General features: G+C 69.6%; 19 protein-coding genes, 1 tRNA gene and 1 pseudogene. 11 read left to right on the top strand and 10 right to left on the bottom strand.

Going from position 1 to position 22,089, the window contains the following annotated elements; all coding sequences use genetic code 11:
- The 3 genes and pseudogenes from AC1RRS_RS23925 (at window position 1) to AC1RRS_RS23915 (ending at window position 855) form a co-directional block, all read left to right on the top strand.
- Window positions 1-77 (top strand) — tRNA-Met (locus tag AC1RRS_RS23925).
- A gap of 247 nt (window positions 78-324) precedes the next feature.
- Window positions 325-528, top strand: a pseudogene (locus AC1RRS_RS23920) (cold-shock protein); the annotation flags it as partial.
- Between the two features lie 132 nt (window positions 529-660).
- Complete coding sequence (locus AC1RRS_RS23915) at window positions 661-855, top strand: cold-shock protein (protein WP_233245359.1); 195 nt, start codon at window positions 661-663, stop codon at window positions 853-855.
- Between the two features lie 250 nt (window positions 856-1,105).
- Here the strand turns inward: AC1RRS_RS23915 and AC1RRS_RS23910 are convergent, their stop codons facing one another.
- Window positions 1,106-3,406 (bottom strand): NADP-dependent malic enzyme, encoded by a 2,301-nt coding sequence (locus AC1RRS_RS23910; protein ID WP_492857382.1) that lies wholly within the window; start codon window positions 3,404-3,406, stop codon window positions 1,106-1,108.
- 417 nt (window positions 3,407-3,823) lie between these two features.
- On the opposite strand from AC1RRS_RS23910, the gene uraH reads away from it, so the two are divergent.
- From uraH to guaD, 5 genes are all read left to right on the top strand, one after another.
- Entirely contained in the window at window positions 3,824-4,171 is a 348-nt protein-coding gene (uraH, locus tag AC1RRS_RS23905; protein WP_492857381.1) for a hydroxyisourate hydrolase, read from the top strand.
- Window position 4,172: 1 nt separating this feature from the next.
- A complete protein-coding gene (xdhA, locus tag AC1RRS_RS23900) occupies window positions 4,173-5,651 on the top strand; it encodes a xanthine dehydrogenase small subunit (RefSeq protein ID WP_492857380.1) in 1,479 nt (492 codons plus the stop codon).
- The gene (xdhB, locus tag AC1RRS_RS23895) at window positions 5,644-7,989 is read left to right on the top strand and encodes a xanthine dehydrogenase molybdopterin binding subunit (RefSeq protein WP_492857379.1); all 2,346 of its coding nucleotides are present in this window, start codon (window positions 5,644-5,646) and stop codon (window positions 7,987-7,989) included. Before xdhA ends, xdhB begins: the two co-directional genes overlap by 8 nt.
- Window positions 7,990-8,144: 155 nt before the next feature.
- On the top strand, window positions 8,145-9,170 hold the full coding sequence (gene xdhC / locus AC1RRS_RS23890; RefSeq protein WP_492857378.1) for a xanthine dehydrogenase accessory protein XdhC: 1,026 nt from the start codon (window positions 8,145-8,147) through the stop codon (window positions 9,168-9,170).
- Window positions 9,157-10,440 (top strand): guanine deaminase, encoded by a 1,284-nt coding sequence (guaD, locus tag AC1RRS_RS23885; RefSeq protein ID WP_492857377.1) that lies wholly within the window; start codon window positions 9,157-9,159, stop codon window positions 10,438-10,440. The genes xdhC and guaD overlap by 14 nt, the downstream gene beginning before the upstream one ends.
- 123 nt (window positions 10,441-10,563) lie before the next feature.
- On the opposite strand, the gene AC1RRS_RS23880 is transcribed toward guaD, so the two are convergent.
- From AC1RRS_RS23880 to AC1RRS_RS23860, 5 genes are all read right to left on the bottom strand, one after another.
- A complete protein-coding gene (locus AC1RRS_RS23880) occupies window positions 10,564-11,532 on the bottom strand; it encodes a nucleoside hydrolase (protein ID WP_492857376.1) in 969 nt (322 codons plus the stop codon).
- A 158-nt stretch (window positions 11,533-11,690) separates the two neighbouring features.
- Window positions 11,691-13,877, bottom strand: a complete 2,187-nt coding sequence (locus tag AC1RRS_RS23875; protein ID WP_492857375.1) for a TonB-dependent receptor — start codon at window positions 13,875-13,877, stop codon at window positions 11,691-11,693.
- A gap of 221 nt (window positions 13,878-14,098) precedes the next feature.
- Entirely contained in the window at window positions 14,099-14,503 is a 405-nt protein-coding gene (gene hpxZ, locus AC1RRS_RS23870) for an oxalurate catabolism protein HpxZ (RefSeq protein ID WP_492857373.1), read from the bottom strand.
- A complete protein-coding gene (locus AC1RRS_RS23865; RefSeq protein ID WP_492857371.1) occupies window positions 14,500-15,894 on the bottom strand; it encodes an AtzE family amidohydrolase in 1,395 nt (464 codons plus the stop codon). Before AC1RRS_RS23865 ends, hpxZ begins: the two co-directional genes overlap by 4 nt.
- Window positions 15,891-16,100: an AtzG-like protein gene (locus tag AC1RRS_RS23860; RefSeq protein ID WP_492857370.1), complete on the bottom strand. Its 210-nt coding sequence runs from the start codon at window positions 16,098-16,100 to the stop codon at window positions 15,891-15,893. Before AC1RRS_RS23860 ends, AC1RRS_RS23865 begins: the two co-directional genes overlap by 4 nt.
- Window positions 16,101-16,349: 249 nt before the next feature.
- On the opposite strand from AC1RRS_RS23860, the gene AC1RRS_RS23855 reads away from it, so the two are divergent.
- Window positions 16,350-17,297, top strand: coding sequence for an acetamidase/formamidase family protein (locus AC1RRS_RS23855; protein ID WP_492857369.1), 948 nt, complete (start codon window positions 16,350-16,352; stop codon window positions 17,295-17,297).
- A gap of 53 nt (window positions 17,298-17,350) precedes the next feature.
- Window positions 17,351-17,776, top strand: a complete 426-nt coding sequence (locus AC1RRS_RS23850; RefSeq protein ID WP_492857368.1) for an SgcJ/EcaC family oxidoreductase — start codon at window positions 17,351-17,353, stop codon at window positions 17,774-17,776.
- Here the strand turns inward: AC1RRS_RS23850 and AC1RRS_RS23845 are convergent.
- The 4 genes from AC1RRS_RS23845 to AC1RRS_RS23830 all read right to left on the bottom strand — a co-directional run bounded on the left by AC1RRS_RS23845 (window position 17,773) and on the right by AC1RRS_RS23830 (window position 19,667).
- The gene (locus tag AC1RRS_RS23845) at window positions 17,773-17,898 is read right to left on the bottom strand and encodes a hypothetical protein (RefSeq protein ID WP_487292184.1); all 126 of its coding nucleotides are present in this window, start codon (window positions 17,896-17,898) and stop codon (window positions 17,773-17,775) included. The genes AC1RRS_RS23850 and AC1RRS_RS23845 overlap by 4 nt on opposite strands.
- Before the next feature lies 1 nt (window position 17,899).
- Complete coding sequence (locus tag AC1RRS_RS23840) at window positions 17,900-18,469, bottom strand: TetR/AcrR family transcriptional regulator (protein ID WP_487292185.1); 570 nt, start codon at window positions 18,467-18,469, stop codon at window positions 17,900-17,902.
- A complete protein-coding gene (locus tag AC1RRS_RS23835; protein WP_492857385.1) occupies window positions 18,466-18,786 on the bottom strand; it encodes a DMT family transporter in 321 nt (106 codons plus the stop codon). Before AC1RRS_RS23835 ends, AC1RRS_RS23840 begins: the two co-directional genes overlap by 4 nt.
- Window positions 18,787-19,055: 269 nt before the next feature.
- Entirely contained in the window at window positions 19,056-19,667 is a 612-nt protein-coding gene (locus tag AC1RRS_RS23830) for a TetR/AcrR family transcriptional regulator (RefSeq protein WP_487292186.1), read from the bottom strand.
- A 383-nt stretch (window positions 19,668-20,050) separates the two neighbouring features.
- On the opposite strand from AC1RRS_RS23830, the gene AC1RRS_RS23825 reads away from it, so the two are divergent.
- Window positions 20,051-21,991, top strand: coding sequence for a glycoside hydrolase family 97 protein (locus tag AC1RRS_RS23825; protein WP_492857367.1), 1,941 nt, complete (start codon window positions 20,051-20,053; stop codon window positions 21,989-21,991).
- Window positions 21,992-22,089: the final 98 nt, after the last annotated feature.

The raw sequence follows: 22,089 nt of genomic DNA, 5'->3' as shown, positions 1-22,089 counted from the left end.
CGCGGGGTGGAGCAGCCCGGTAGCTCGTCAGGCTCATAACCTGAAGGTCACAGGTTCAAATCCTGTCCCCGCACCCACTTTCCTGGTAGACCGACAAGGTCGATGTCGTCCGGCGTCGGCCTTTTTTGACGCCGTCGCTTACCACCCATAGTGGTATTTTGGCGACAGCTGAGCCTCCGCGCGCGAATTTTTCTGGTCAGCGGCCGCTTCCCACCCATAATCTCCGTGCAAAGGGCGTAGCGCGTGCCGCAGTTTTGCGTCATGAGTTGCTGTGGAAGGACGCGGGCCGGCAATTGGCCCGTCGATTGAGGTTTTGAGGATAAGATGGCGAACGGTGTCGTTAAGTGGTTCAACCCGGCCAAGGGCTTTGGCTTCATTCAGCCCGAGGACGGCGGCCAGGACGTGTTCGTCCACATCGCCGCGGTTGAACGTTCGGGCCTGTCGGGCCTGAATGAAGGCGATCAGGTGGCTTACGAGCTGGAAGAGGACCGCCGTTCGGGCAAGACCTCGGCCGGCAATCTGCGCGTGACCGGCCATGGCGCCGTTCCGGCCGGCGGCGCGCCGCGTCGTCCGCAGCGCAGCTTCGACGCTCCCCGTGGCGGCGGCTACGGTGGCGGCGGCGGTGGCGGCGGCGGCACCGGCGAAGCCGGTACGGGCGTCGTGAAGTGGTTCAACAGCACCAAGGGCTTCGGCTTCATCCAGCCGGACAACGGCGGTGGCGACATCTTCGTGCACATCTCGGCCGTCGAGCGCGCCGGCCTGCGCGGCCTGAACGAAGGCCAGCAAGTCGGTTACGAACTCGAACAGGACCGCCGCTCGGGCAAGACCTCGGCCGGCAACCTGCGCATCCTCTAAGGGATCGGTCTATCGGCCGGGCGCGGAGCGCCTGGCCGGCTGCCGACCTGGCGAATTAGGCCCCGTCGGGACCTGGCTTCTGTCGCTGCGACAGGGGCGGGTTCCGGCGGGGCTTTTTCGTGCGCGTTACACGCCCCTCGGATGGCCTTCCCGCCGGCCTGGCGACGCCCAAAAAGAATGGCGGCCTCCCTTGCGAGAGGCCGCCATCCAGATCGTGAGATCGCCGGCCCGAAAGCCGGCGGAGGCCTGATCAGCCGGCCTTGGCGGCCCGCTCGGCGGCGGCCTGGTTCACCGCCAGGGCGGTCATGTTGACGATGCCGCGGGCGGTGACGCTGGGCGTCAGCACGTGCACCGGCCGGCTCATGCCCAGCAGGATCGGACCGACCAGCAGGGCCTCGGTGGCGGCCGTCAGCAGGGTGAGCGCGATATTGGCCGCATCCAGGGTCGGCATGACCAGCAGGTTGGCCGAGCCCTTCAGGGTGCTGTCGCCGACCAGGCGGTCGCGCAGGGCCTGGGAGAGGGCGGCGTCGGCGTGCATCTCGCCGTCGACCTCGAGCTCGGGCGCGCCGGCGCGAACCAGCGCCAGGGCCTCGCGCATCTTGCGGGCGGTCGGCGAGTTGGAGGCCCCGAACGAGGAGTGCGAGAGCAGGGCGGCCTTGGGCGTCAGGCCGAAGCGGCGCACCGATTCGGCGGCCAGCAGCGTCATCTCGGCCACCTGCTCGGCGGTCGGGTCGACATTGACGTGGGTGTCGCAGAAGAACAGCGTGCCGTTGTCGAGGATCAGCGACGACATGGCGTAGACTCGGCCGACGTTTTCGCGCTTGGGGATGATCGGCAGGACGTAGGTCATGTGCTGCCACCAGTCGCCGCTGCCGCCCACGAGGGCGGCGTCGACCTGGCCGGTCTGCAGCAGCATCGAGGCGGCCACCGTGCGACGGCCCTCGACGCGGCGCTTGGCGGCCATCGGCGGCACGCCGCGACGGCCGACCAGGTCCTGGTATTGGCCGATGATCGGCTCGAACAGTTCGCGGTCGGCCTGCGGGTCGAGGATCTCGACGGCGCCGCCCAGGTCGAGGCGCAGGCCCATCTCGGCGGCCTTGGCCTTGATCACCTCGCGGCGGCCGATCAGCACGGGGGCGGCGAGGCCCTCGTCGACGACGGTCTGCACGGCGCGCAGGACGCGCTCGTCCTCGGCCTCGGCATAGGCGACGCGGACCTTGGCGGCCTTGGTCGCCTTGCGGGCGCGCTCGAACACCGGACGCATCAGCTGGCCCGAGCGGTAGACGAACAGCTCCAGCTCGGCGCGGTAGGCGTCGAAGTCGGCGATCGGGCGGGTGGCGACGCCCGACTCCATGGCCGCGCGGGCCACGGCCGGGGCGATCTGCAGGATCAGGCGCGGATCGAACGGCTTGGGGATGATGTATTGCGGGCCGAACATCGGGGCCGCGCCGCCATAGGCCGAAGCGACGACTTCCGAAGCCTCGGCGCGGGCCAGCTCGGCGATGGCCTCGACGGCCGCCACCTTCATGGCCTCGTTGATCTCGGACGCGCCGACGTCGAGCGCGCCGCGGAAGATGAACGGGAAGCAGAGGACGTTGTTGACCTGGTTGGCGTAGTCGCTGCGGCCGGTGGCCATGATGGCGTCGGGACGCTGGGCGTAGACCAGTTCCGGCAGGATCTCCGGATCCGGGTTGGCCATGGCCAGGATCAGCGGCTTTTCGGCCAGCAGCGGCAGCCACTCGGGCTTGAAGACGCGCGGGGCCGAGAGGCCCAGGAAGATGTCGGCGCCGGGCAGCACGTCGGGCAGGGTGCGCGCGTCGGTCGGACGGGCGTAGCGGGCCATGTTGTCCGGCATGTCCGGATCGCGGCCGGCGTGGACCACGCCCTCGATGTCGGTGAGGGTGACGTTCTCGACCGGCAGGCCCATGGAGACCAGCAGATCGACGCAGGCCAGGGCGGCCGCGCCGGCGCCCGAGGTGACGAGCTTGACGTCCTTCAGCTGCTTGCCCTGGACGAGCAGGGCGTTGCGGACGGCGGCGGCGCAGACGATGGCGGTGCCGTGCTGGTCGTCGTGGAAGACCGGGATGTTCATCCGCTCGCGCAGCTTGCGCTCGATGATGAAGCACTCGGGGGCCTTGATGTCCTCGAGGTTGATGCCGCCGAAGGTGGGCTCCAGGGCCGCGACGACTTCGATGAAGCGGTCGGGGTCCTTGGCGTCGACCTCGATGTCGAAGACGTCGATGCCGGCGAACTTCTTGAAGAGGACAGCCTTGCCTTCCATCACCGGCTTGGAGGCCAGCGGGCCGATGTCGCCCAGGCCCAGCACGGCGGTGCCGTTGGAGATCACGGCGACCAGGTTGCCGCGGGCGGTGTAGTCGCGGGCCAGATCCGGGTCCTCGGCGATGGCCAGGCACGGGGCGGCGACGCCGGGGGAGTAGGCCAGGGCCAGGTCGCGCTGGGTGGCCATGCGCTTGGTGGCCTCGATGGCCAGCTTTCCGGGCCGCGGCAGCCGGTGGTAATCCAGGGCGGCTTTACGGAAATCCTCGTCCATCGATCGGTCCTGTTCTGCGCAGCGCGTGGCGCGGGCCGTCTCTTTGTCGCGCTCCCGGGGTTGGGATTACGCACGCGGCCCGTCTGCCGGTGTTGCTACCGGGGTTGGCCGCGCTTTTCCAACCTTACGCAGCGTCCGCCGACCATTTTTTGCGATTCTGCGTCCGTTTGGCTTCGGGCGGGGTCGGCGGGGCGACGCAACGGGCGCGTCTGGTAAGTAATAAAAGACTTATATACGCTCAATCGGCGGGCGCCGGTCGCCGCCTGGCTGGGCGAACCGGCCGCGAACCCGCCACGGGCGGACGGTCCGGCGGCGGCGAGGCTGGACAGCGGACGCGCGCGGTCCCAGCCTCTGAGCATCAACCTCTCTGGAGAGGTCGAAAGAGCGTATGATGACCCCGATCCCGCAGGACCAAGCATGAGCGGCCTGACGACCCACATCCTCGACACCGCCGCCGGCCGCCCGGCCGCCGGGGTGGCGGTGCGCGTCTATCGCCGGGGGGAAAGCCCGCCGACGCTGCTGCTGGCGACGACCACCGACGCCGACGGCCGCGCGCGGCTGGTCGAGGGCGAGGCCCTGGCGGTCGGCGGCTATCGCCTGGAGTTCGAGATCGCCGCCTATTTCGCCGCCAGCGGGGCCAAGGTCTCCGATCCGCCGTTCCTCGACGTGGTGACCATCGATTTCGCGGTGGCCGATCCGGCTCAGCACCATCACGTGCCGCTGCTGGTGTCGCCGTTCGGCTATTCGACCTACCGGGGCAGCTGAGATGGGCGGGACGATCCGGTTCCTGCTGAACGGCGAGGCCCAGGAGGCGGCGGGCGTCGATCCGACCACGACCCTGCTGGAGCACCTGCGCGGGCCGCTGCGCAAGACCGGAACCAAGGAAGGCTGCGCCGAGGGCGACTGCGGCTCGTGCACAGTGCTGGTCGGCGAACTGACGGCCGGCGACGCGCTGAAGCCGGTTGCCTGGCGGGCCGTCAACGCCTGCATCCAGTTCCTGCCGATGCTGGACGGCAAGGCGGTGATGACGGTCGAAAGCCTGGCGACCGAGGGTGTGGGCGCCTGCGCGGGCAAGCCGCATCCCGTTCAGCAGGCGATGATCGACAAGCACGGCTCGCAGTGCGGCTTCTGCACGCCGGGGATCGTGATGTCGCTGTACGGCCGCGCGGTCGGGGCCTGCGGGGCGGGGGCGCCGGTCGAGGACGTGCTGGCGGGGAACCTCTGCCGCTGCACCGGCTATGGCCCGATCCTGGAGGCGGCGCGCGAGGTGGTGCGCGAAGAGGCGCCGGACGTGGCCGGTTCGCTGAAGGCGATCCAGCGCGAGACCATGCTGAGTCTGGCGCATGAGGATCCGGTGCGGGGCGTCACCCGCCGCTGGCTGGCGCCGCGAAACCTGTCCGAGCTGGCGGCCGCCGCCGAGGCCAATCCGGACGCGGCCTTCGTGGCCGGGGCGACCGACGTGGGGCTGTGGGTCACCAAGCTGCGCAAGCCGCCCCAGACCCTGATCGACATCGGCCGGGTGGCCGAACTGAAGACCATCACCCGGGTGGGCGACGCCCTGCGGATCGGAGCCGGCGTTCGCTATGTCGAGGCGATCGAGACCCTGGCCGGCCGCTATCCCAGCCTGGGCGAGATGATGCGGCGGCTGGGCGCGACCCAGGTGCGCAACAGCGGCACGATCGGCGGCAACATCGCCAACGGCTCGCCGATCGGCGACATGCCGCCGGCCCTGATCGCGCTGGGCGCCACGCTGGTGCTGCGCTTGGGAGACCAGACCCGCGAGATCCCGCTGGAGGACTTCTTCGTCGCCTACGGCCAGCAGGACCGCCAGCCGGGCGAGTTCGTCGAGGCGGTGATCGTGCCGCGCGGGCCGGCGGGGCAGATCTTCAAGGTCTACAAGCTCTCCAAGCGCTTCGACCAGGACATCTCGGCCGTCTGCGCGGCCTTCGCGATCACGGTCGTGGATGGCGTGGTGATCGAGGCGCGGGTGGCGTTCGGCGGCATGGCCGGCACGCCCAAGCGGGCAGACGCCTGCGAGGCGGCCCTCATTGGTCGGCCGTGGAACCCCGAGACGATCGACGCCGCCGCCGCCAAGCTGGACGAGGACTACACGCCGCTGTCGGACATGCGGGCCTCGGCGGGCTATCGTGCGCGCACCGCGAGGAACCTGCTGGTCCGGGCCTATCTGGAAAGCGCCGAGCCGGGCGTGGCGACCAGCGTGCTGGCGGAGGCCGCCCATGGCTGATTCCGGCGCTTCGCTGAAAGTCACGCCCTTCGTGGGCGTGCACGCCTCGGTCCCGCACGACAGCGCTTTGCGCCACGTGACCGGGACGGCGATCTATGTCGACGACCTGCCCGAGCCGACGGGTCTGCTGCATGTGCATCTGGGCATGAGCACCAGGGCCCATGCGCGGATCGTGTCGATGAATCTGGACGCCGTGCGGGCCTCGCCCGGCGTGGTCTGCGTGCTGACCGCCGCCGACATTCCCGGCGAGAACGACGTCAGCCCGGTGATCCACGACGACAGGCTGTTCGCGGCCGGCGAGGTCTATTGCGTCGGCCAGAGCCTGTTCGCGGTGGCCGCGACCTCGATCGCCGCCGCCCGCGCGGCCGCCGCCAAGGCCGTGGTGGAGTACGAAGACCTGCCGGCGGCGATCACGATCGGCGAGGCCGAGGGGCTGGACCTGAAGATCGAGGCCAGCCAGCGCATGGCGCGGGGCGACGCCGAGGCGGCTATCGCCGCCTCGCCCAATCGGGTTCGAGGCCGCCACGCCATCGGCGGCCAGGACCACTTCTATCTCGAAGGCCAGGCCTCGCTGGCGACGCCGCGCGAGGAGGGCGACGTCCACGTCTGGTGCTCGACCCAGCATCCGACCGAGGTGCAGCACCTGATCGCCCGCGTGCTGGGGCGGCCGGATCATGCGGTGACCGTCGAGGTGCGGCGCATGGGCGGCGGCTTCGGCGGCAAGGAGACGCAAGCCTCGCTGTTCGCGGCGGCGGCCGCGCTGGTGGCGGTCAAGACCGGCCGCCCGGCCAAGTGCCGGCCCGACCGCGACGAGGACATGGTCATGACCGGCAAGCGGCATGACTTCGAGGTGGAATACGACGTCGGCTTCGACGACGAGGGGCGGCTGCTGGGAATCCGGCTGGAACTGGCCTCGCGCTGCGGGGCGACGACGGATCTTTCGCCGGCCATCAACGATCGGGCGATGTTCCACGCCGACAACGCCTACTACCTGCCGGCGGTCGAGATCGTCTCGCACCGCTATCGCACCCACACCGTCTCCAACACCGCCTTCCGGGGCTTCGGCGGGCCGCAGGGCATGGCGGCGATCGAGCGGGTGATGGACGCGGTGGCGCAGGCCACGGGCCTCGACCCGCTGGAGGTGCGCCGGCGCAACCTCTATGGCGCCTATGGAGAAGGAGGGGGCCGCAATCTGACGCCCTACTATCAGGTGGTGGAGGACAACGTCGCGCCGGAGCTGATCGAGGAGCTGGCCAAGTCCTGCGACTACGCGGCCCGGCAGCAGGCGGTGGCGGCGTTCAATGCGGCCAATCCGATCCTCAAGAAGGGCCTGGCCCTGACGCCGGTGAAGTTCGGCGTCTCGTTCACCACCACCCACCTGAACCAGGCAGGCGCCCTGATCCACATCTACGCCGACGGCTCGATCATGCTGAACCACGGCGGCACCGAGATGGGGCAGGGGCTCTATCTGAAGATGGCGCAGGTGGCGGCGCAGGCGTTCCAGGTTCCGCTGGAGCGGGTGAAGATCACCTCGACCACGACCGACAAGGTGCCCAACACCTCGGCCACGGCGGCCTCGTCGGGGGCGGACCTAAACGGCATGGCGGTGCTGGACGCGGCGGGCAAGCTGAAGGGGCGGCTGGTCGCCTTCGCCGCCGAGAAGTGGGGCGTGGATCCCTCGCAGGTGGCTTTCACGCCCGAGGGGGTGAAGATCGGCGGCGAGACGGTGAGCTTCCCGGATCTCTGTCGCCAGGCCTATCTGGCGCGGATCTCGCTGTCGGCCACCGGCTTCTACGCCACGCCCAAGATCACCTACGACCGCAAGACCCATCGCGGGCGGCCGTTCTACTACTTCGCCTATGGCGCGGCCTGCAGCGAGGTGGTGATCGACACCCTGACCGGCGAGAGCAAGGTGCTGCGCGCCGACATCCTGCACGACGTGGGCCGCTCGCTGAACCCGGCCATCGATCTTGGCCAGGTGGAGGGCGGCTTCATCCAGGGCATGGGCTGGCTGACCACCGAGGAACTGGTCTACGACGCCAAGGGCGTGCTGAAGACGCATGCCCCCTCGACCTACAAGATCCCGACGGCGGGCGACCGGCCGCGCGTGCTGAACGTCAAGCTCTGGGAGCCCGGCCGCAACGCCGAGCCGACCGTCCACCGTTCGAAGGCCGTTGGCGAGCCGCCGCTGATGCTGGCGATCTCGGTGTTCAGCGCGATCACCCGGGCGGTGGCGGCGGTGGGGGATCACAAGGTGATGCCGAACCTGGACGCGCCGGCGACGCCGGAGGCGGTGCTGACGGCGGTCGAGGATGTGCGGAGGCGCGCCAATGGGTGAGGTCGTCGCCTTTTCACACCTCTCCCAGGGGGAGAGGGAGGGGCCCGCCGCGCAGCGGTGGGAGGGTGAGGGAGTAAACCGCTCGCCGCCGAAACCCCTCACCCTCCCACGCCTGACGGCGTGGGCCCCTCCCTCTCCCTATGGGAGAGGTTAAATTGCTCGCGACCCACAAGAACTGGGCCCGCGCCGCCCTGTCGCGGCTCGACGCCGCCGACCACGCCGCCCTCGTCACCGTGCTGGCCACCGAGGGCTCGGCCCCGCGCGAGGCCGGGACCAAGATGGTGGTCTGGGAGGGCGGGCAGTCGGGAACGATCGGCGGCGGCAATCTGGAGCACCAGGCGACGAACCAGGCGCGGCGGATGCTGGTCGGCTCGCAGGCCGCCTTCGCGATCCAGGACTATCCGCTGGGACCGCTGCTGGCCCAGTGCTGCGGCGGCCGGGTGCGGTTGATGATCGAGCGGGTCGAGGCCGCCAGCCGCGACTGGCTTACCGAGGCCGCCCGCCGGATGGACGCCGACCAGCCGTTCGAACTGCGCACGCGGTTCGACCCGGGCCTGCTGACCAAGACGATCGCGCCGATCGCCGCCCTGGAGGCCGACCCGCCGGCCGTGGTGCTGGGCGGGGCGCCGGCGGCGGCGCGCGGCAAGCGGCCCGACCTCGGCGACGAGCTGGTCGAGCGCAGCGAGAGCCCGCGCCGGCCGGTGCTGCTGTTCGGGGCCGGCCATGTGGGCCAGGCGATCGCGCGGGCCTTCGCGCCCCTGCCGTTCAAGCTCTTCTGGTACGACAGCCGGCCCGAGGCGGCCGAGGTTCCGGGCGTGGTGGTGCGCGCGCCGGCCGAGCTGGCGGCCCTGGCCATGGGGGCGTCGCGTGACGCCTACGGCCTGATCCTGACCCACGACCACGCCCTGGACTACGCCCTGGCCTCGGCCGGGCTGGCCGGCGGCGGCTTTGACTATTTGGGCCTGATCGGCTCCAAGACCAAGCGGGCGCGGTTCATGCACCGGCTGCGCGACGACGGCTTTTCGGCGGTGACGCTGAACCGCCTGACCTGCCCGATCGGCCTGCCGGGGCTGAAGAGCAAGGCGCCTGAGGTGATCGCCGTGTCGGTGGCCGCCGACCTGCTGATGCGGCTGGAAGCCGCTCAGGCCAGTAACGACGAGGGTTCAGTTGCGAGCGTTTAGGGCGTCGATCCTCCATCTCCTGGAAGATCCGACCAAGAGCGGGGAAGCGATCGGCTTTCACGAGGACGGGCTGCTGGTCATCGACCAGGGCAAGGTGGTGGCGTGCGGCGACTATGCCGAGTTGGCCCCGGTCCATGCCGATGTCCCGGTCGAGGACCTGACCGGCTGCTGGATCACGCCGGGCTTCATCGACACCCACATCCACTTCCCGCAGGTCGACATCGTCGCCGCCCATGGCGCGCAGCTGCTCGACTGGCTGGAGCAGCACACCTTCCCGGCCGAGGCGGCCTTCGCCGATCCGGGCCATGCGAAGGAGGCGGCGGGCTTCTTCGTCGACGAGTTGCTGCGCAACGGCACGACCACGGCCCTGGTGTTCGGCTCGGTGCACAAGGGCTCGGTCGAGGCGCTGTTCGCCGAGGCCTATGCGCGCGACATGCGGCTGATCGCCGGCAAGACCCTGATGGACCGCAACGCGCCGCTGGGCCTGACCGACACGGTCGAGACCGCTCGCGCCGACATGGAAAGCCTGATCGCCGACTGGCACGGCAAGGGGCGTCTCGGCTACGCCGTCACCCCGCGCTTCGCCATCAGCTGCACCGACGCCCAGCTGGAGATGGCGGGGCAGGTGCTCGCCGAGCATCCGGGCGTCTGGATGCAGACCCATCTGTCCGAAAACCCGCGCGAGATCGACGAGACCGCGCAGCTGTTCCCGGGTTCGGCCGACTATCTCGACGTCTACGAGCGGTTCGGCCTGGTGCGGAAGCGTTCGGTCTTCGCCCACTGCGTCCATCTGCGGGGCGAGGCGTTCCAGCGGCTGGCGGCCAAGGATGCGGCGGTGGCCTTCTGCCCGACCTCGAACCTGTTCCTCGGCTCGGGCCTGTTCCCGCTGGACGAGGCTTGTTCGCATGGGGTGAAGGTGGGCATGGGCACCGACGTCGGGGCCGGCACGACCTTCTCGATCCTCCACACCCTGGGCGAGGCCTACAAGGTGGGGCAGCTGCGGGGCTCGGCGCTGGATCCGTTCCAGGCGCTGTATCTGGCCACCCTGGGCGGGGCGCGGGCGCTGGATCTCGACGACCGCATCGGCAACCTGGCGCCGGGCAAGGAGGCCGACTTCCTGGTGCTGGACCTGGCCGCGACGCCGCTGCTGAAGCGGCGGCTGGCGGCGGCCAAGGGGCTGGAGGACCGATTGTTCGCCCTGACCGTGCTGGGGGATGACCGCGTCGTGGCGCGGACGTACCTGGCCGGGGTGGAGCGGCATCGCAGATAGGGAAAAGGCCGCGCGATGCGCGGCCCCCTCCGGCCCTCCGGGCCACCTCCCCCAGAGGGGGAGGATTTCGCGGCGTAGATGCTCCCCCTCTGGGGGAGCTGTCGCGGAGCGACTGAGGGGGTTTTATCCCCCCACCACCCCGTTCATCGTCCGCGCATAGAGCGCCAGCAGGCGATCCGCGTCCACGGCGATCGCCGCGCTGTGGATCGGCTGGTCGTCCCAGGCCGAGGGGCCGTAGAGCTCGCCTTCCACCTTCTGCAGGGTCTGGCCCAGGGCGATGCCTTCGGTGACCACGCGCACGGAACCGCGGCGGACCTCGAACAGGCTCTCGTCGATGACATAGGCCACGGCGGCGGCGTCGTGGACGCAGCAGCCGACGATGCCGTCGCGGCCGCCGTAGAAGGCGGCGTAGGGCTTGGAGATGGCGTTGAGGAACTGGCCGGCCGGACCGGCCGAGGCTTCCAGGGCCTCCATGTAGTCGGGGCTCATGATCACCTGGGTGGTGACGTCCAGGCCGATGACGGCGACATGCCAGGGGGCGGTGAAGACGCGGTCGGCGGCTTCCGGATCGTTCCAGATGTTGGCCTCGGCCACCGGGGTGACGTTGCCCGGCTTGCCGGCGACGGCGAAGGCGCCGCCCATGATCACCACGCCCTTGAGCAGGGTCGCCACTTCCGGATCGGCGTCGAGCGCCAGGGCCAGGTTGGTCAGCGGGCCGACGGCGACCAGGGTGATCTCGCCGGGATTGGCGCGGGCCAGGTCGATGATCGCCTGGTGGGCCGGCTTGGCTTCCGGCTCGGCGGGAACCAGGCCCGTCAGTTCGACGTCGCCCAGGCCGTTCTCGCCGTGCACGAAGGTGGGCGAGGGATTGCGCGGGCGGACCAGCGGCTTGTCCGTGCCCTTGAAGATCGGCGCGGTCAGGCCGAAGCGGTCCTTCAGATAGAGGGCGTTGCGGGTGGTGGTGTCGATGTCGGCGTTGCCGAACACGGTCGTCACGGCCACCAGGTCGAGGGCCGGGCTGGCCTCGATGAACAGCAGGGCCATGGCGTCGTCGATGCCGGGATCGGTGTCGAAGATGATCTTGGTCGTCATCGGTGGGCGGAACTCTTCTCGTTGTTCTGCAAGCGCTTTTGGACGCCGTGAAAGCCGACCACCTTAGCCGCCGCCAGCGCCGCTAGCATGTCAAAACGACAACGGCCCGGGCGTTTTTCAACGCCCGGGCCGCCATCAGGTCAGTCTGTCGAGATCGCTTAGCGGCGGGCGCTCAGCGAGATGCCGACGATGCGCGGCTCGTTGACGAAGCTGGTCAGGTTGTTGAAGTCGATCGCGCCGCGCAGGTTCACCTCGTTGGTGATGTTGCGGGCGAACACGGCCACTTCATACGCGCCGTCGGTGCGGGCGTAGCCCAGCTTCAGGCCGCCTTCGAAGGTGTTCTTGCTGTTGTATTCCTTGCTCTCGTAGATGAGGAAGTTGGTGTAGCCCTGACGGAACCAGTCGGTCTGGGCGAACAGTTCGCCGCCGTCACCCACCGGCACGTTGTAACGGGCCGAGAAGTTCAGGATGTATTCCGGCGCGTTCGGGAACGGGTTGCCGTCGACCAGGGCCTGGCTGGAGCCGTTCAGGGGGTCGGTCACCGTGCACTGGGCGAAGGCGCAGGTGGCCACGGCCAGCGTCTTGTCCTTGATTTCGGTGTGGTTGTAGCTGTAGCCGGCGGTGACCAGCAGGTTCTGGGTCACCTTCCACTCGCCGTCGATCTCGAAGCCGTAGGCCTCGCCCTTCTTGGCGTTGATCAGACGGTTGGAGTTGCTGGTCCCGCCGATGGCGGTGAACTGCGGATCGTCGATCGTGTAGGTGAACACCGCGCCGTTCAGGCGGACGCGACGGTCGAACAGCTCGCTCTTAACGCCGGCTTCCCACGACAGGATGGTTTCCGACTGGGCGACCGAGGGCGGATTGCCGAAGGCGATGTCGCGGCCCTGGATCGACGGACCGCGGAAGCCGCGGGCCACCTTGCCGTAGACGCTGACGTCGTCGGTGACGGCGTAGAAGGCCGACAGGTCCCAGCTGGCCTGGCTGTCGGAGACCGACACCGGGGCGATCGCGCCGTACGGGTTCGACAGGACGGTCATGTCCTTGTCATCGTCGGTCCAGCGGACGCCGGCGGTCACCTTCAGGGCGTCGGTGAACTGGTAGGAGCCCTGGCCGAACACGGCCCACGAGGTGTTCTTGTGCTCGAGCGTGGTGGCCGAGACGTAGAACGGGTTGGTCGTGACGGTGAAGGCCGACTTGAAGTAATAGGCGCCGACCTGCCACGAGACCTTGCCGTCGGTGTCGCTGGCCAGGCGGACTTCCTGGGTGACCTGGTCCAGATCGCCGATCGAGTCCTGGGTGTCGGAGTCGAACGGGATGGAGCCCGGGCCGACGCCGGCCACGCCGCCGTCGATGTCGCCGCGGCTCAGGCCCTTGGCGGTCTCGTAGGCGCTGATCGAGGTCAGCTTCACGCCGCCGAAGTCGTGGTCGACCTTCAGCGAGACGCCGGTCGCGTCGTACTTCTGCGGGTTGTTGGCGCCGCCGTTGTAGCTGACCTTGTCGCGGTCGAAGTTGCCGTTAACGTCGTTGCTGCCCTTGGTGATGATGTTGGCGCGGAAGATGGCGGCCGTGCCGTCCAGCGACCGGGTGTGGACGTTGAACAGGACGTCGGTGTCTTCGCTCGGCGACATCAGGATCTGCAGGCGGGCGGCCTTTTCGTCGTAGCCGCCGATCGCGTCCTTCACCTTGGTGTAGGTGTTGTCGATGTAGTCGTCGCGGTGCTGGTACAGGCCCGACAGGCGGACGGCGACCTTTTCCGGAATGATGGCGCCGCCGACGCCGCCTTCGAAGGTGGTCGAGCCGTAGGTGCCGTAGGTGGCCGTGCCGTTGGCCTTGAACGTTTCGCTCGGCTTGACGCTGTCGAACTTGACGATGCCGGCGGTGGTGTTGCGGCCGAACAGGGTGCCTTGCGGGCCGCGCAGGACTTCGACCTGCTCGATGTCGTAGATCGGCGAGCTCTTGAGCACGACGTTTTCGAGGACGACGTCGTCCATGATCACCGAGACCGGCTGCGAGGCGGCCAGGTCGAAGTCGGCGTTGCCCAGGCCGCGGATGTAGAAGCGCGGGGCGGCGCGGCCGTTGGAGCTTTCGATGTAGAGGCCCGGCACGCGGCTCGACAGGGCCAGCACGTCCTCGCCGGCGGCGAAGATCGCGGCCAGCTTCTCGCCCGAGACGGCGGCGACGGAGACCGGCACGTCCTGGATGTTTTCGGAGCGCTTCTGGGCGGTGACGATCACGTCGTCGAGGGCGGTCGGCGCGTCCTGGGCGAGGGCCGGGGCCGCGACGGCGGCGGCCAGCAGGAGCACGCCGAAGGCGGCGCTGTTGCGCAGCTTGGCTTGGGTGGTCATTTCGAAATCCCCTTCGAACACCGGTGGAGGACCCGGTTGCGTGGGGTGCAATGCACAATGGCCGCGTCGAAATCAAAAGGCTTGATGACGACTCCGTCTCACTGGCGTGAAGTTTGTAGGGACCGTGTCACTATTTGACCACGCTGCGACAACGGCGCCCAAAACTAGGTCATAAGTCAGGACATACTTACTTATTGTCCTTGGGCGGAGTATCCGCGGGCCTATGGCGCAAGGCGTTGGTCGGCGCCGGCCTGGAGCAGGGAAACGTGCGCCGACACGATTTTCCAGCCGTCTTCGGTGCGCAGCCAGGTCTGGCTCTGGCGACCGGACTGTTTTGCCCCGGTTCGCAGGAATTCGACGTTCGCGATCGCGAAATCGCGCCCAAAAGTGGTGATTTCCGTGCGCAGTCGATCGCGCAGCGGCGAGCCGCCGTTGCGTCCGATTCGAAAGGCGGCGATCTCTTCGAAGCCGTAGAGGTTCTCAGCCACGCCGTAGCGGACGGTTTCGGGCGCATCGCGGAAGAAGCCGTCCAGCACCTCGACGTCGTTGGTCATCAGGGCGGTTTCATAGGCGTCGACCGCGGCGGTCACCTCGGCCAGGACGTCGGGGGCGTTGATGACGGTCATGCGGGCTCTCGACGGATGGGAGGGCGGTGGGCGGCGATGACGCCGGCGCGCTCCAGGCGCAGGGCGGCGGCGAAGGCCAGGTCCTCCCGCCAGGCCGGGGCGATCAGCTGCACGCCGATCGGCGGCTTGCCGGGGCGGTTCACCGGCGCGGCGATCACCGGCAGGCCGATATAGCTGATCGGCTGGGTGTAGGCGCCTAGGGTCTTGCGCACCGAGACGGGGACGCCGTCGAGATCCATGGTCGCCTGGCCGATCGGCGGGGCCGGGCAGGGGGCGACGGGGGCCAGCAGCAGGTCGAAGTCTTCGAACACGCGGCGCGCCTCGTCGCGGAAGGCGGGGCGATAGCGGCGGGCGGCTTCGGCGACGCCGTCCGGCAGCAAGGCGCCGGCCAGCAGGCGGTCGCGCACGGCCGGGTCGTAGTTGAGGGCGCGTTCAGCCAGGTTGTCGAAATGCAGGCGCCCGCCCTCGGCGGCGGAGAGGGCGAAGGCGGCGGCGCGGGCGGCCTTGGCCCCCGACAGCTCGACGCCGCGCCGGGCCTGGAGCGCGTCGGCGACGATCTCCAGCGCCTCGACCACCTCGGGGAAGGCGCCCTGCTGGAACCAGCCGCCCAGCACGCCGACGCGCAGGGGCTGATCGGCCAGGGCGTCGAGGCGCGCGGACTGGGGATCGGCGGCCGGCGGGGCCAGATCGTCGAGCGGGTCCTGGCCCTGCAGGGCGTCGTAGGCCAGGGCGAGGTCGGCGGCGGTGCGGGCGAACGGGCCGATGTGGTCCAGGCTGTGCACGAAGGGGAAGCTGCCGGCGCGCGACAGGCGGCCCAGGGTGGGCTTCAGGCCGAACACGCCGCACAGGCCGGCGGGGATGCGGATCGAGCCGTTGGTGTCCGACCCCAGGGTGAGCGGCAGGAGCCCGCCCGAGACGGCGGCGGCCGAGCCGCCGGACGAGCCGCCGGCGATCCGGACCGGATCGTGCGGGTTGCGGGTGGGGCCGTCGTGGGCGTTCTCGGTGACGAAGCCGTAGGCGAACTCGTCCATGTTCAGCGCGCCGACCAGCACGGCGCCGGCGGCCTTCATCCTGGCGACGGCCGCAGCGTCGGCGGTCGCGGGGGCGGCGTCGCGGCGGATCTTGCTGCCGGCCAGGGTCGTGTGGCCGGCGACGTCGAACAGGTTCTTCACCGCGAAGGGCGCGCCGGCCAGCGGGCCGGGATCCTCGCCGGCCGCCAGCGCGGCGTCGACGGCGTCGGCCTGGGCCAGGGCCTCGTCCTCGAACACGGCGGTGAAGGCGTTGAACGGCTCGGCCTTGGCGGCGGCGATGGCCTTTTGCGCCTGTTCGCGGGCGGTGGTGCGACCCTCGCGTACGGCGCGGGTGACGGCCTGGGCGGTGTCGAAACTCATGGCGTGAAAGGCTCGACCGGCGCGTTGGCGTCGGTCAGACCCGCGAACAGGGCCGTCTGGTCGCGCAGCAGGGCGAGGTTCTCGGCGACGCCGGCGCGACAGCTCTCGGGAATGCGCAGGCCGAGGTCGGCGCTGCGGGAGTCCAGATAGGCGGCGACCTTGGCGTCGGAGAGGTTTTGGAAGGCCGACAGATCGCCGCCCGACATGGGAAGTCACTCACGCTAGAAAGTAATTAGATACTTCATAGCGACCCTACGATAACGCCGCTAGGCCAGACGTTTCAAGGGGCTAGGAAGGATTGATCGCTCGCTGGATGCGTGAGGTCCGTGCAGGCGGCGCCCAGCGGGCAGGCAGGATGGCGAAAGCGGCCGTGTCGATGGTCGCGCCGCTTCGCCGCCGCGCCGATGCGGCCGGAGACTGGGGACCGTTTCTTCGTTTCCGGTTCCGCCGTCGCCATGCACCACCACCTGTCTTCCACGCCGCAGACCGTCCGCTTCGGCATCTTCGACGCGGCCTTCGATCCCGTCCTGACCATCCAGCCGGGCGACAGCGTCACCTTCGACTGCGTCTCGGGCGGACCCGAGGTGATGCCGGGGCCGGAGTCGTGGCTGACCATCCCGCCGGCCCTGCAGGCGATCCACGACGCCAAATTGGACCGGATCGGGCCGCACATCCTCACCGGTCCCGTGGCCATCGCCGGGGCCGAGCCGGGCGACACGCTGGAGGTCCGTATCGAGGCGGTCGAGCCCAACAACGACTGGGGCTACTGCGCCGTGCGGCCGCTGGCCGGCACGATCCCGGAGGACTTCCCCGACCGCTATGTCAGCCACATCGCCGTCGACAAGGCGCGCGGGGTCTGCAAGCCGCAGTGGGGACCGGAGCTGCCGCTGCGGCCGTTCTTCGGCACCATGGGCGTGGCCCCGCCGGCGAAATACGGGCGCCTGTCCAGCCGTGAGCCGCGCGAGCACGGCGGCAACATGGACAACAAGGAACTGGGCGCAGGCGCGACCCTGTTCCTGCCGGTCTGGGTTCCGGGCGCCAACTTCTCGGCCGGCGACGGCCATGGCCGCCAGGGCGACGGCGAGGTCTGCGTCAACGCCCTGGAGATGGGCCTGACCGGGACCTTCACCTTCATCCTGCACAAGGCCGCCGACCTGGGTGTCGCGACCTGGCCGCGCGCCGAGACCCCGACCCACTACGTGATCATGGGCTTCAACGAGGACCTGGACCTGGCCATGAAGCAGGCCCTGCGGGGCATGATCGACTTCATCGTGTCGCGCTCGACCCTGACCCGCGTGCAGGCCTACCAGTTCTGCTCCCTGGCCGTGGACTTCCGCGTGACCCAGACGGTCAACGGCGAGAAGGGCGTGCACGGCCTGCTGGAGAAGGGGGTTCTGTTCTAGTCGCTCGCCGCGCGGCTGCTATCCTTCCGCCCGCTTCATGACGGGAGGAAGCCATGGCGCCGATGACGCGACCAGAAGACCTGCCGGCGGCGTTCGAGGCCGCCTGGAACGCCCACGACATGGAGGCCCTCGGCGGCCTGTTCGAAGTCGACGCGACTTTCGTGAACCGCTTCGCGACCTTCACGCGCGGGCTGGACGAGATCGTCGAGCTGCACCGGACCATCCACGAGACCGTCTATCGCGGCTCGGTGATGGCCAATGACCTGCACGCCGTGGACCTGATCGCGCCGGGCGTGGCGGTGGTGCATTTCTGGTCGCACCTGACGACCAGCCAGGCTCATCCGGCCGGTGTCCATGAGGTCGAGACGCTGCTGATGGTGGTGCTGGTCGAGCGCGACGGCGCCTGGCGGATCAAGGCCGCCGAGAACGTGACCTTCACCGATCCCCGGACGGGCAAGCTGCTGCTGCGCGACGCCTAGGCGGCGGCCGGGGGCTCCTCGGCCTCGACCGGCGCGGTGTCCGCGGGCGGCGCGGGCGGGACCTCGGCCGGCGGTGACGGCTCGGTCGCCAGCAGGGCCCAGTGGGTGCGGAAGAAGGTCATGTCAGTTCTCCCGGGTCATGGCGATGAGGCGCGCCTGCAGCGCCTGCGGCGGTTCGCTGCCCGGATCGCCGTCGTGCAGCACGCGGGCGAACCAGTAGCCGTCGGCGGCCAGGCGAACGACGTGCAGGCGCGGATCGAGGTCGGTGGCGGCGTGGCGCACGAGGCGCGCGTCGATCCAGTCGCGCCAGCGGCGGCGCAGGGCCGGGTCGGTGACCATCGAGATCGACAGGGCCTGGCCGCTGAGCGCCATGTCGCAGCACTCGAAGGTCGAGACGACATAGGCGCGGGTGAAGCAGCCGTGGGTACCCTGGCCTTGTTCGTCGTCGGCCATCAGCCGGTCCAGCGCCTCGTCCATCTGTTCGAGCATGAAGTCGAAGACGGCGTCGATCAGGGCCTGCTTGCTGGCGAAGTGGTGGAAGAGGCCGCCCTTGGTGACGCCGGCGCGGTCGGCCACGGCCTGGACGGTGATCCCGCCCAGGCCCTGCTCCTCGGCCAGGGCCACGGCGGCGTCCAGCAGGGCGCGGCGCACCTGCTCGGGCTGCTTGGGGCGGTTGTAGGCGGTGGTGTTCATCCGTGGGCCACGCTGCGCGAGAAGAGCTGGGTGACCAGCACGCCGGAGACGATCAGGCCGATGCCCAGCAGGGCCGGCGCGTCGAGCTTCTGGCGGAACAGCACGACGCCGATCACCGCCGTCAGCACGATCCCGACCCCGCCCCAGATGGCGTAGGCCACGCCCAGCGGCACGTGCTTGAGGGCCTGGGACAGGAAGTAGAACGCGGCGGCGTAGAGCCCGGCCATGGCCAGGGTCGGGACCAGCCTGGTGAACTGCTCCGACTTCTGCAGGAAGGTGGTGCCCGCCACCTCGGCGGCGATGGCCGCGGCGAGCATGGCGTAGGCGGAAGCGGGGATCGACACGGGGAGGCCTCGAGTGGTGACGAACTCAAGATACCGCTTAGTCGGTTTGTTTTCAAGGTGGGTGCAAACGATCCTTCTCCCCTTGCGGGAGAAGGTGTCGGCGATAGCCGACGGATGAGGGGTCTCTCAGAACCCGGCGGCCGCACCCAGTCGGTCGGCCCATAGGGCGGTAAGGGTGTTCGACCCCTCACCCTCCCACGCCTGCGGCGCGGGTCCCTCCCTCTCCCGCAAGGGGAGAGGGATCAGAGGGAGAGCAGCCGCCGCACCACGAACTCCAGCATCTCGGGCGTCAGGGGGCGGCGGGTGGCCTGGTTGTTCATGGCCAGGCCGCTGATGACGTCGATGATCAGGTCGGGATCGATCTCGGGACCGATCTGGCCGCGCTCGACGGCGCGTTCGACGACCTGGCGGTTGTAGGCGCGGCGGCGCTGGAAGTCGTCGCTGGCGCCGTGGAAGAGCTCGGGCCGCACGCGGCTCTCGGCGATCAGGAAGCTCATGCAGGGGCCGACGACCGGGTCGTTGTAGAGGTCGATCATCGCCTGGCCCAGGGCGACGAGGTCGGTGACGACATCGCCGGTGTCGGGCAGGCGGGCGAACAGAAAGGCCTCGTTGAAGGCCTCGCCCACCGCCTGCATCGGCGTGGCCCAGCGGCGGTAGAAGGTGGCGCGCGGGGCGCCGGCCTTGTCGCAGATCTTCTCCAGGGTCAGGCCCGACATGCCGTGGGCGGCCAGCACCTCCAGCGCCGCGCGCTTGAGGCGCTTTTCCACCTCGGGGTCGCGCGGCCGGCCGGGGCCGCGGCGGGGAGCGGGGGTGTCGGCGGGCGGGGCGGGCGTCTGTCCGGCGTCGAAGTCCATGACCGCAACCTAAAGGTAAATGCGAACAGCGGTCAAAAAAAGCGGCGCATCCTGGGGAGGATGCGCCGCGAAAACGCGCGATCCTGGGAAGGCTGTCCGCGCGAGGTCCGGGTCGCTGTCAGAACTTGCCTCGCGGCCTGGCGAGGGCGCTGGCGAGGTAAGGTCTCTGCGTCTATGTGGTCATACCTTAATTCGGCAATGAGGTAAGGCCAATAGTCGGCGTGGTCGAGCAGGCGGCGAGCAGCGGCTTGCGCGATATTGTTGATATCGATATCAGTTTGTCGATCCCGGTTTGGTCGCGGTGCGGCCGGCCGGGCTGTGAACGATAATCGACCGCCCGCGCGCCGATGCGCCGCCGAGGTGGAAGGGGAGGAGGCGACGCGATGAAGCCCACACGCCGCGACCTGGTCGCGCTGGCCGCGATATCCGGCGCCGCGACAGCGGCCCAGGCGGGCGAGACCGCCCGGCGTCACCAGATCGCCTCGCCCGACGGCCGGCTGAAGGCGGTGGTCGACGTCTCGGGCGCCGTTCCCCGCTGGAGCGCGACCTATGACGGCAAGCCGCTGCTGCTGCCGTCGGACCTGGGGCTATGGCTGGCCGAAGGGCGGCTGCTGGGCGAGGGCGCGAAGCTGGCCGGCGTCACGTCCCAGACCTTCGAAGGCGACTGGTCGCCGCCGTTCGGGCAGTCGGCGCGCTACGACCAGGCCGGCCGCCAGATCGCCCTGCACATGGTCGATCCCAAGGCGGGGATCCGCTTCGACACCGTCCTGCGGGTGCTGAACGGGGCCGTGGCGGTGCGCTACGTGCTGACCGGCCTGGCCCGGGGCGAGAGCCTGGCGCTGATGGGCGAGCGGACGGGCTTCCGCTTTCCCGACACCGCGCGGCTCTACGCCAGCCGCGACGAGGGCGACATCCACGTCTCCACCCAGGCCGGCCTCGCGCCGCTGGAACATCCGGACCTGACGGGCTCATCCGACAAGGGGCCCTTCGCCGACCTGCCGATCACGGTGGATATCGGCGACGGCGTCTACGGCTTCATCGCCGAGTCCGACCGGCTGCACTATCCGCGCTGCATGGCGCGGGCGCACGACAAGGGCGGGCTGGTCACCTATCTGATGCGCTATCCGGGGCGGGCGACCGGCTGGGGCGGTCAGGACGACACGCCGCAGGAGGCGACCTTCGAGATCACCGTCGGCCAGAAGACGCCGTGGCGCGTGCTGCTGGCGGCCGACAGCGCCAAGGGCCTGATCGAACGCCACCACGTGGTCCCGACCCTGGCGACGCCGAACCAGCTGGGCGACGTCTCGTGGGTCAAGCCCGGCCACGCCTTCCGGATCATGAAGCCCTATTCCACCGAGGCCTCGCTGAAGGCGGTCGACTTCGCCCAGAAGCGCAACATCGCCTACGTGCTGTTCGACGCCCACTGGTACGGCGACGGGACGGACGCCTCGGACCCGACGGCGCCGATCGCGGCCTTGGACCTGCAAAGGGTGATCGACTACGCCAAGGCGAGGGGCATTGGCGTGCTGGTCTATATCGACCGGGTGGCGGTGACCAAGGCGCTGACCGACATGTGCCGGCTCTACCAGCGCTGGGGCCTGGCGGGGGTGAAGCTGGGCTTCATGTGGGAGGGCCGGCAGTCCGACGTCGACTTCATCACCAAGGTGGTGCGGGCGTTCGGCGAGCACGGCATGGTCGTGAACCTGCACGACAACCTGCGGCCGGCCGGGCTGGAACGCACCCTGCCCAACTACCTGACCCTGGAGGGCGTGAAGGGCAACGAGCAGTTCCCGGCCCCGCGCCACCACGTGAACCTGGCCTTCACCCGGCCGATCGCCGGGCCGATCGACTACACCATCTGTTACGCCCAGGAGCGCAACCAGACGACCAACGCCCACCAGCTGGCCCTGGCGGTCACCTGCTACAGCCCGCTGACCCTGCTCTACTGGTACGACAAGCCCGAGAAGTACGAGGGCCAGCCCTGGCCGGAGCTGGGGTGGTTCGACGCCTGCCCGACCACCTGGGACGAGACCCGGGCGATCGCCGGCGAGCTGGGCGAATACGTCGTCATCGCCCGCCGCAAGGGCCGGACCTGGTTCCTCGGCGCCCTGACCAACGAGATGGAGCGGCGGCTGGACCTGGATCTGGGCTTCCTGGGCGCGGGTAAGTGGACCGCCGTGCGCTACAAGGACGGCGACCTCGCCCGGCCGGCCAACCGCACCAAGGTGGTGATCGAGCGTCAGGCGGTGGACGCGGGCACGCGCCTTCGCCTGCAGCTGAACGCGGCGGGCGGGCAGGCCATACGGTTCGAGCCGGCGGGGTGAGGGCGGGGCGGCATTCAGAGCCCTTGGCCATTTTTCACCGAGCATCCCCGCGAAGGCGGGGATCCAAGCTGGCGTTCGGGATGAGGCGCGGCCGTTGA

The sequence above is a fragment of the Caulobacter sp. GW821-FHT12A07 genome, from assembly GCF_058807655.1.
This window is presented reverse-complemented; position numbering and strand designations above follow the sequence as displayed.

Coding starts and splice junctions, on each gene's coding strand:
- AC1RRS_RS23910 (WP_492857382.1), bottom strand. CDS start 3,406: ATGGACGAGGATTTCCGTAAAGCCGCCCTGGATTACCACCGGCTGCCG.
- uraH (WP_492857381.1), top strand. CDS start 3,824: ATGAGCGGCCTGACGACCCACATCCTCGACACCGCCGCCGGCCGCCCG.
- xdhA (WP_492857380.1), top strand. CDS start 4,173: ATGGGCGGGACGATCCGGTTCCTGCTGAACGGCGAGGCCCAGGAGGCG.
- xdhB (WP_492857379.1), top strand. CDS start 5,644: ATGGCTGATTCCGGCGCTTCGCTGAAAGTCACGCCCTTCGTGGGCGTG.
- AC1RRS_RS23880 (WP_492857376.1), bottom strand. CDS start 11,532: ATGACGACCAAGATCATCTTCGACACCGATCCCGGCATCGACGACGCC.
- AC1RRS_RS23875 (WP_492857375.1), bottom strand. CDS start 13,877: ATGACCACCCAAGCCAAGCTGCGCAACAGCGCCGCCTTCGGCGTGCTC.
- hpxZ (WP_492857373.1), bottom strand. CDS start 14,503: ATGACCGTCATCAACGCCCCCGACGTCCTGGCCGAGGTGACCGCCGCG.
- AC1RRS_RS23865 (WP_492857371.1), bottom strand. CDS start 15,894: ATGAGTTTCGACACCGCCCAGGCCGTCACCCGCGCCGTACGCGAGGGT.
- AC1RRS_RS23860 (WP_492857370.1), bottom strand. CDS start 16,100: ATGTCGGGCGGCGATCTGTCGGCCTTCCAAAACCTCTCCGACGCCAAG.
- AC1RRS_RS23855 (WP_492857369.1), top strand. CDS start 16,350: ATGCACCACCACCTGTCTTCCACGCCGCAGACCGTCCGCTTCGGCATC.
- AC1RRS_RS23850 (WP_492857368.1), top strand. CDS start 17,351: ATGGCGCCGATGACGCGACCAGAAGACCTGCCGGCGGCGTTCGAGGCC.
- AC1RRS_RS23845 (WP_487292184.1), bottom strand. CDS start 17,898: ATGACCTTCTTCCGCACCCACTGGGCCCTGCTGGCGACCGAGCCGTCA.
- AC1RRS_RS23840 (WP_487292185.1), bottom strand. CDS start 18,469: ATGAACACCACCGCCTACAACCGCCCCAAGCAGCCCGAGCAGGTGCGC.
- AC1RRS_RS23835 (WP_492857385.1), bottom strand. CDS start 18,786: ATGCTCGCCGCGGCCATCGCCGCCGAGGTGGCGGGCACCACCTTCCTG.
- AC1RRS_RS23830 (WP_487292186.1), bottom strand. CDS start 19,667: ATGGACTTCGACGCCGGACAGACGCCCGCCCCGCCCGCCGACACCCCC.
- AC1RRS_RS23825 (WP_492857367.1), top strand. CDS start 20,051: ATGAAGCCCACACGCCGCGACCTGGTCGCGCTGGCCGCGATATCCGGC.